This window comes from Wolbachia endosymbiont of Drosophila bocki, from assembly GCF_028982005.1.
Classification (GTDB): Bacteria; Pseudomonadota; Alphaproteobacteria; order Rickettsiales; family Anaplasmataceae; genus Wolbachia; species Wolbachia pipientis.
This window is the reverse complement of sequence record NZ_JAPQLG010000198.1, coordinates 1-8,408: the sequence shown is the minus strand read 5'-3', so window position 1 is coordinate 8,408 and position 8,408 is coordinate 1. Positions and strand designations below refer to the sequence as shown.

Here is an 8,408-nt window from a genome sequence, read left to right as displayed (position 1 = left end):
AAGCACCAATAATAAAGTTAGCCTACGATGAATTAGACAGGTTTAGCTGGAATGAAAAAGATTTAGTAGCTTATGAAGAAAGAATAATGGATCTACGGAAAGAAGAAGCCATTCTTGAATACAGACTTGACCTTGCTACTGAAAAAGGCATCCAAATTGGCGAAGAAAGAGGCATCAAAATCGGTAAAGAGGAAGGGAAAATCGAAGGAAAAATCGAAGTCGCAAAAGCAATGCTGGCTAACAATGTTGATGTCAACACTATTGTCAAATTTACTGGCCTTTCTATTAGTGAGATTGAAGAATTAAGTGTGAACGGTACAGAGTAATTTCAAAGTGCATTTGCAGTTGGAACGGATACATTTAATGAGAGTCCCATTTCACGGTGTTCAAATCTACTCCTCCTTGTACCATCTCCCAAAGTGGGCTCATTTCTCTCAGTCGGCCAACATTTTTAGCAACAAGATCTGCTGCATACAAAACTTCTTCTCTAGTTGTAAATCGGCCTAGGCCAAATCTAATTGATGAATGCTCAAGGTCATGGCCATTATTTAGCGACCGTACTACGTAGGAAGGCTCAAGAGACGCAGACGTGCACGCAGAACCAGAACTTACTGCTAAATCCTTGATTGCCATGATGAGAGACTCACCCTCAACATAGGGAAAGCTCAAGTTTAGGTTGCCAGGAATTCTATTTTCATAATCACCATTTAAAACGATATCAGGAAACGCTTCTTTTATCTTGTTATACAAAATATCCCTTAATTCTTCCACTCTAGTTGTTTCTTTTTTCATTTCTTCTCTAGCAATACGTGCCGCTTCACCAAAACCAACTGCAAGAGGTGTTGGAACTGTTCCAGAACGCATGCCTCTTTCCTGTCCACCACCACTAATTAGTGGTATCAGCCTAACACGAGGATTCTTTCTACGTACATATAATGCGCCTATTCCCATAGGTCCATAAATTTTGTGGCTAGAGAGACTCATAAGATCAATGCACATCTCATTAACATCAATTGGAACTTTTCCAAAGCTTTGAGCTGCATCTGTGTGGAAAAATATATTATGCTTTCTACATATTACACCAATTTCTTTGACAGGCTGAATTACTCCGATTTCATTATTTACCATCATCACTGAAACCAGGATCGTTTGATCAGTAATTGCTTCCTCAAGCTTTGATAAATCTATAATTCCGTTTTGCTTAACAGGCAAATATGTAACTTTAAAGCCTTCATTTTCCAGATGCCGACAAGAATCCAGAACACACTTATGCTCCGTGCAGACAGTGATTATATGATTTCCTTTATTTTTATAAAAGTGAGCAACGCCCTTGATTGCCGTATTATTTGACTCAGTTGCACCTGAGGTAAAGATAATTTCTTTGCTATCTGCGTTCACCAGATCAGCGATGTGTTTCCTTGCTTTTTCCACTGCTTCTTCAGCAGTCCAACCAAATGAATGGCTGCGAGAGTGTGCATTACTGAACTCACCAAAGTAAGGTATCATCACCTCTAAAACACGGGGATCTACTTTAGTAGTAGATTGATAATCAAGAAATATTGGTAATTTTATTTTAGTATCATGTATTTTTTTACTTTCAACATTCATAAAGCTACCACGGAGACAAAATTTACAATTATTTTATAGCATCAAAACTTAATTTTTTCAAGATATAATCTTGCATCAAGTACAAAAGTGTCATCCAAGTAGCTGACACATAACTGTACGAACATTTATTTGCGAAAGCAGTGTGTTAAATGTTATAGCCAGTTTTGCCTCAAACACAAAGGCAGTGCCCAGACACTGGGATGACACCCTATTGGTGGCAATTGCTTCCAAATCATAATGTTTGTACAGCTGTGCGCCGTGCGCTGGAATCCGTTTTAGCCCTTATCTATATCTCAGTTCCACCAACAGTTATTGCGTCGACTTTGAGTGTCGGCTGACCAACTCCAACGGGCACATTTTGTCCATCTTTCGAGCATGTGCCAACACCAGGATCTAACTTTAAGTCATTACCAACCATAGATACTTTTTTCAACACTGTTGGACCGTCACCAATTAGTGTTGCCCCTTTGACTGGCTGTGTAATTTTGCCATTTTCTATTAGGTAAGCTTCCGAAGATGAAAAAACAAATTTTCCTGACGTTATATCAACCTGCCCACCACCGAAATTTACTGCATATAGACCTTTCTTTACGCTAGATATTATTTCCTTCGGTGTATACTTTCCGGGCAACATATAGGTGTTTGTCATGCGCGGCATAATAACTTCTTTATAACTTTCTCTTCTACCATTACCAGTTGGGCTTACACCCATGAGTTTAGCGTTCATATGATCCTGCATGTATCCTTTTAGGATCCCATCCTCTATCAATATATTATAACTGGGTCGAGTGCCTTCATCATCTACGCTGATAGAGCCGCGCAAATTGGGCAGAGTTCCGTCATCAACTACTGTGATGTCACTAGCTGCTACTTGTTTACCCACAGAATTTGAAAATGCTGAAACTTTTTTGCGATTGAAGTCGCCCTCAAGTCCATGACCCACGGCTTCGTGTAACAATATTCCTGGCCAGCCTGGACCTAAAACGACTGTCATTTCTCCGGCTGGAGTTGGAATTGCTTCAAGATTTATTAGTGCTTGTTTTAATGCTTGATTTGCAACTTCTTTCCACTTTTTCTCAGAAATAAACTTACTATAAGAGTCCCTTCCACCACGCCCTGCAGAACCTCTTTCGGTACGGCCATCTTTTTCTACAATGACTAGCACATTAAAATGTACCAGAGGCCTGATATCGCTTAATCTGTGATCACCCTTTATTACTTGTGCAACTTGCCATTCTCCACTTAGAGTTATTTTTACTTGCTTCACGCAGTTATTTTTGGACCTTACATACTCATTAACCTCATTGAGTAGCTTAATCTTTGAATTCAGATCCATTTCATTTATAGGGTTAATCCTCGAATATAGGCTTTTTGTCTCTTCGTTTAAATTTATTGAATTTGTCTTGTTTAAAGACACTGAGCTTTTTACCATAGAAGCAGCATTACTAATTTCTTTTTCGCTGATCTCAGAAGAACAAACGAAAGATGTACTATCTTCACAAAAAGACCTTAAACCAAATCCCCTTCTAGTATTCAAGTCCATGTGTTTTAATATGTTATCCTCAAAAACCAGGGACTCCGACTGGCAAAATTCTAGAAACAGCTCACCACCATCGCTATTGCTCAAAGCGTTATTGACTATTTTATATACGTTATTAATATTAACATTGTTTTGAGCAAAAAATATTTGATCTAGATTTGGCATTACCTTTGAACTAAAAATTGTTTAAGTATATTATTTAACTTTAACATAGTAAACTATAAAAAGCCCGGGTGGCGGAATTGGTAGACGCGCTAGCTTCAGGTGCTAGTAACTTTTTAAGTTGTGGAAGTTCAAGTCTTCTCTCGGGCACTCTTAGCTTCCATATTGCTTGTTGAATTAATTGATGCTATAATATAACGTATTAGGTAATATTTATGCTATGTATGGTGAAAAAGATAAGTTAGCCTACAGAAAGAAGGTACGAGCTTACTCGAAACGCTTAGTTACTACACTATCTACTATCTCTTTCGTTGGATACATAGCGGCATTGGTCTTGAATATTCCTGTCTTAAGTCTGTATTTTAGTATTGCCGGCGCTATATTCAGTGCACTTTCGTTTGCTTTAAATATATGGTCACTAAATGATCATTCCCGACAACAGAATCTTAATAAGAAATCTGGCATAAAAAACATTCCAGGACAAAAAAAGTTAACAAAGATCTATCTTGATATAGCATCCAGTGCTTCATTTCTAATAGGAGGTATTGCATCTATGTCGCTTTTTGAGTCTTCTGTTATTTATTTTGTTTCTACGCCTTTTTTTATTCTAGGCTGTGTTATTATGGCAGCTAATATCGTTCAAACTATGATTAGTGAACCACAGACAAAAAACGTCCTTGAGAATCTCTCTTCAAATACTGCAAGAGTACAAGCTTAAGTATTAACTTATTTAACTTATACAGGAATATTAGCTATATAATTCCACTGAAGGAAGCCATTCAAAAGAGTTCGATGTAATTAGCGTCAAAAAAGTGTAAGCAGAAATTGTGGGCTTATTGGGGTAGGAGCGCTTAGTACTCCTACTTCCACATCAATTACTTGAATAATTGCTCAAGCTATCAAAATAAAAGTTTTTATTCAGTAATTTGTGTATAAAGGGTACTATTTTACTAGTAGTGAAATAAATCAGAATGAAGTCTATTTTATTAACGAGGCCTTTATTGGACTCGTTCAATACAAGAAATATATTGAGAAAGTATGGATACAAAGTTTTTATAGAACCAGTATTCACAATAAAGTACTTAAATCCTGATATATCTGCGTACGAATTTGACGTTGTGATATCTACAAGTAAAAACAGTGTAAAGGCTCTTAGTCAAATATGCAAAGAGGATGACTTTCCGATTATTACAGTTGGTAATTCAACCATGCAGGCTGCAAAAAATTTGGGATTTTCTGATATAATCTCAGCAGACAGCAACGTTGATGGTCTGATATCATTCATAAAAGCTCGTTATTCAAACGCAATAAAGTTCTTGTATATAAGGGGACAAGAAGTATCATGTGACCTAAAAAAGAGATTATCTGAAGAAGATTTTAACGTAAGAGAAGTTGTACTCTATAAAACAATTATAAAAAGGAATCTAACTAATAGGTGTAAAAATTTACTATTGGATGGTAAAATTGATAGTGTTGCTTTTTTTTCCTCACAGACAGCAAGGATATTTTGTTCATTAGTTCTAAAAAGTGGGTTATCTCATGTGATGAATAATGCAGTTGCATATACCATGAGTAAAAACATTGCTGATAGTTTAAAGTTAATCAAATGGAAAAAAATTATAACATCGAGGTTGCCTACTGGGGAGAGTTTAATTGATATAATTAATAAGGATTGTTGATGCTAAAGATTGCAACTTGGAATGTAAACTCCATACGTAAAAGAGTTAACCAACTTTGTAGTTTTATAGTTGATAGTCAGATAGATATAATTTTGCTGCAAGAGATAAAATGTATGGAAGAGCAATTTCCTTATGCAGAGATAGAGAAGCTGGGATATGAATGTGCTGTCTATGGACAAGTTGCAAGAAATGGCGTTTGTGTTTTATCTAAATATCCGATACTGGAGAAGTTTAAGATTGATATCGTAGAAGGTTATCAAGAAGCGCGTTATATAGAGTGCATAATAAAGCACAATAATCAGAAGGTAAGGGTGGGAAGTGTATACGTTCCAAACGGTCAAAGCCCGGACTCTCAAGCATTTGAATATAAACTCAAGTTTTTTGATAATCTATATGAAAGGATGAGCACTTTGTTAAAGAATGAAGAGTTAACTATCATAGCTGGCGATTATAATGTTGCACCGGATGAAATTGATGTCTTTGATTCAAACTTATTGAATGGCCAAGTGTGCTTTCATATAAGAGAACGTGAGAAGTTAAGAGCGATCTTGAATCTTGGGTTTAAAGATGCGTTTAGAATATCTCACCCAAATTTGCAACAATTCACTTGGTGGCATTATCAAGGCAATTCACTCAGAAATAATCAAGGAATGCGAATAGATTATATGCTGTTATCACCACAAGCTGTAGATAAATTGGAAACATGCTACATAGATGATAGATTGCGTAAGCTAGAAAATCCGTCTGACCATACTCCTGTTGTATGTGCTATAGAATAATAGCAGATCTCTTACACAATTCACTTTTAGCAAACCTGAGTAGTCTTACCTTTGCTGCTCTGTGGTTTTTCCCTTCGTTTGTTTTCCTTTCCTGTCCAAGATTGATCGTGCTGCTCACTTTTTTCGTTTCCTACCTGGGAAATTTGCTCAGGAACAGGCTGTTGTTCACTCTTTTCTTTTCCTTGGGAAATTTGTTCAGAAACAGAGGTGCCTTTCTCAACTTCTGTAACTGGGGTTTTTAAAATATCATCAATGCCCTCGAGAATTTTTCCATTCAGTTTTTCTCTCTTTTCTGTATCATTTTTATCTTGTGAGTTAGGGTCATACAAAGTACCTTTTTTGTTATTTGAAAAAAGAACCTCCACTCCTCCTTTTATGGCAAATATTGTGCCGATAGCAGTAAGAACTACTCCGAGTGTAGTAGGACCAAAAATTAACATTGGAATAGTGGAAAGAAGGACAGGAAAAAAGATCTTGCTCAAGAACGTTGTTACCATCTCTTCATCACTGAGTGGTGATTCATCCTCTTCTTTCTTGTCTTTACCTAAGAATGGTATTTTTTCTTTCATCCCATCCATAAAGGAGCCAGAAATATTTTTCGGGTCTATTTTGATCCCTCCAATTAGCAGCAGCAGCATTTCCAATACAAACTTTATGGATGAATCTTTAGCTTCTGTACCGCGTATATCAGCTACACAGTCATCTACTACTTCTTTTATTTTACCATTCTTGAGATTCTCCTCATTAGCTAATTTTTTCTCTCTAATTTTCTCAAATACGGAAAGTAAAAACTGAGAAAAATTCTCTTCACTGAGTGGTTCTACATCTTCTAGCTTGACATTATTGAATATAATTTGATTCTGACTTAGCATGAAAGCGAGTACTGCCTCGTCATCTTCCTTTAATTCTTTAGGTTGTACTTTGTTTTTCAGCAATTGTATAAAGGCATCATGGATTACCTGATGTTCCTCTTTTTCAAAAATTTTCTCATCTTCGTTAGTTACCTGAGTAGGTAACTTTGGAGGTTTTGAACTTTTTACTTGTGGGCCTGTCATGGCTGACCTATTTGCATTTGCTATGTTCTATTCTAACATATTTTTCGTATTAGTTCAAATGATTTATACTCCTAGAATTCACGATGTTTAAGTCATAATTAAGGGAATTTAGACCCCAGTTGTCGCCAACTTTTATTTCTACTTCAAGTGGTACAGAAATTTCTATTGCATTTTCCATTATATCTTTCATAAGTTTTGCTGTTTCTTGTACCTTTTCGTCTTCTACTTCAACCAGTAGTTCATCGTGAACCTGGAGGATTATTTTACCTACTTTTAATTGGTCAAAAAGCTGAATCGTCGCACGTTTTATTATATCAGCGGCGGTGCCTTGCAGTGGTGCGTTTATTGCTGCCCTTTCTGCAAATTGTCTTATATAAGGAATTGTATTGTTTATGTCTCTTACAAAGCATCTCCTGCCAAACAAAGTTTCTACATAACCATGCAATCTTGCGATAGACACTGCTTTTTCCATATAGGCCTTTATTTCTGGGTAACAGGAAAAATAGTAATTAATGTATTCAGCAGCTTCCGCAATGGTAATTCCAAGCCGCTTTGCAAGACCAAATGGGCTAATGCCATATATAATTCCAAAATTGATGGATTTTGCTTTGCGTCTTAATTGCTCATCTATTTCTTGCACTCCAAAAACTTGCCTAGCGGTGATCTCATGAATATCTTGTCCGTTTGCAAAAGCTTCTTTAAATGCTGCAACGTTTGCAACGTGTGCCAGGAGTCTTAACTCTATTTGTGAATAGTCAGCAGAAATTATCTTATGCCCTTTTGGCGCAATAAATGCTTGTCTGATAAGATTTCCCTCTTCGCTTCTGATAGGAATATTCTGTAAATTAGGATTGCTGGAGCTCAGCCTTCCAGTTGCAGTTGCAGTCGTTGAAAAGCTTGTGTGTATTCTACCATCAAGTGGATCAACTTGCTTTATTAATGCATCAGTGTAGGTGCCTTTTAATTTACTTAAATGTCGCCAATTTAAGATTTTACTTGCGATTTCTACCCCTTCTTCTTCGAGTGCCTCTAGAACTTCATAATTGGTGCTATACGATCCAGATTTTTTTGACATTTTCTTTTTATTAAGCCCCATTTTGTTAAACAAAACATCACTTAATTGTTTTGGCGAAGCAATATTAAATCTTTCTCCTGCCAAATTATATATCTCATCTTCAAGCACGGCAATTACCTGCTGAAATTTATCGGACAATTCCTGTAATTTTTGTATGTTCAGTAATATCCCATTTTTCTCCATATCAAACATTACTTTCATAAGTGGCTTATCGAAGCGCTCGTAAATTGTGAACAATTTTTCCTGAAATAACCTTTGCTTTAGCTTTTCATGAATTGCTATTAAAGTTTTTGCCGAGAAAATTTCTACATCTCCACTCAAATTATGTGCAATTATGTTTGGAATACTGTGATCATGTTTTCCTGTATCCAAGCTATACGACATTATCATCAAATCATCAACTGAATCTAACATCTTCTCTATTGCAGGGAAGATTTTCCTGATCTCTTTAATGTTATGTATTATTTTAAGCACTCCATTTGAGAGTAAAGTTGAGTTAATTGTAATAAG

Annotated in this window: 8 protein-coding genes, 1 tRNA gene and 1 pseudogene; 5 read left to right on the top strand and 5 right to left on the bottom strand. The window is 36.2% G+C overall.

The genetic code is table 11. The features are described from left to right. Nucleotides 1-326: pseudogene (locus tag OZD61_RS04830) on the top strand (Rpn family recombination-promoting nuclease/putative transposase); the annotation flags it as partial. A gap of 34 nt (nt 327-360) precedes the next feature. Here OZD61_RS04830 and OZD61_RS04825 read toward each other — a convergent pair. The 3 genes from OZD61_RS04825 to tldD all read right to left on the bottom strand — a co-directional run bounded on the left by OZD61_RS04825 (nt 361) and on the right by tldD (nt 3,313). Beyond that, entirely contained in the window at nt 361-1,608 is a 1,248-nt protein-coding gene (locus OZD61_RS04825) for an IscS subfamily cysteine desulfurase (protein WP_274980041.1), read from the bottom strand. 90 nt (nt 1,609-1,698) lie between these two features. Next, nucleotides 1,699-1,839: a hypothetical protein gene (locus OZD61_RS04820; RefSeq protein ID WP_153296798.1), complete on the bottom strand. Its 141-nt coding sequence runs from the start codon at nt 1,837-1,839 to the stop codon at nt 1,699-1,701. 55 nt (nt 1,840-1,894) lie between these two features. Beyond that, a complete protein-coding gene (tldD, locus tag OZD61_RS04815; protein WP_274980040.1) occupies nt 1,895-3,313 on the bottom strand; it encodes a metalloprotease TldD in 1,419 nt (472 codons plus the stop codon). 62 nt (nt 3,314-3,375) lie between these two features. Here tldD and OZD61_RS04810 point away from each other — a divergent pair. The 4 genes from OZD61_RS04810 (at nt 3,376) to OZD61_RS04795 (ending at nt 5,768) form a co-directional block, all read left to right on the top strand. Next, nucleotides 3,376-3,460 (top strand) — tRNA-Leu (locus tag OZD61_RS04810). A gap of 70 nt (nt 3,461-3,530) precedes the next feature. After that, complete coding sequence (locus OZD61_RS04805) at nt 3,531-4,028, top strand: hypothetical protein (RefSeq protein WP_274980039.1); 498 nt, start codon at nt 3,531-3,533, stop codon at nt 4,026-4,028. 253 nt (nt 4,029-4,281) lie between these two features. After that, nucleotides 4,282-4,989, top strand: coding sequence for a uroporphyrinogen-III synthase (locus OZD61_RS04800; protein WP_274980038.1), 708 nt, complete (start codon nt 4,282-4,284; stop codon nt 4,987-4,989). Next, nucleotides 4,989-5,768, top strand: a complete 780-nt coding sequence (locus OZD61_RS04795; RefSeq protein WP_006279450.1) for an exodeoxyribonuclease III — start codon at nt 4,989-4,991, stop codon at nt 5,766-5,768. Before OZD61_RS04800 ends, OZD61_RS04795 begins: the two co-directional genes overlap by 1 nt. 26 nt (nt 5,769-5,794) lie before the next feature. Here OZD61_RS04795 and OZD61_RS04790 read toward each other — a convergent pair whose 3' ends face one another. Together OZD61_RS04790 and OZD61_RS04785 are read right to left on the bottom strand one after the other, a co-directional pair. After that, nucleotides 5,795-6,823 (bottom strand): hypothetical protein, encoded by a 1,029-nt coding sequence (locus OZD61_RS04790; RefSeq protein WP_274980037.1) that lies wholly within the window; start codon nt 6,821-6,823, stop codon nt 5,795-5,797. A 49-nt stretch (nt 6,824-6,872) separates the two neighbouring features. After that, the coding region (locus OZD61_RS04785) for a DNA polymerase (RefSeq protein ID WP_274980036.1) at nt 6,873-8,408 on the bottom strand (1,536 nt) is incomplete at its 5' end.

Excerpts from the sequence above, each read along its gene's own strand:
- OZD61_RS04795 (WP_006279450.1), top strand. The coding sequence starts at position 4,989 with ATGCTAAAGATTGCAACTTGGAATGTAAACTCCATACGTAAAAGAGTT.
- OZD61_RS04805 (WP_274980039.1), top strand. The coding sequence starts at position 3,531 with ATGTATGGTGAAAAAGATAAGTTAGCCTACAGAAAGAAGGTACGAGCT.
- tldD (WP_274980040.1), bottom strand. The coding sequence starts at position 3,313 with ATGCCAAATCTAGATCAAATATTTTTTGCTCAAAACAATGTTAATATT.
- OZD61_RS04790 (WP_274980037.1), bottom strand. The coding sequence starts at position 6,823 with ATGACAGGCCCACAAGTAAAAAGTTCAAAACCTCCAAAGTTACCTACT.
- OZD61_RS04825 (WP_274980041.1), bottom strand. The coding sequence starts at position 1,608 with ATGAATGTTGAAAGTAAAAAAATACATGATACTAAAATAAAATTACCA.
- OZD61_RS04800 (WP_274980038.1), top strand. The coding sequence starts at position 4,282 with ATGAAGTCTATTTTATTAACGAGGCCTTTATTGGACTCGTTCAATACA.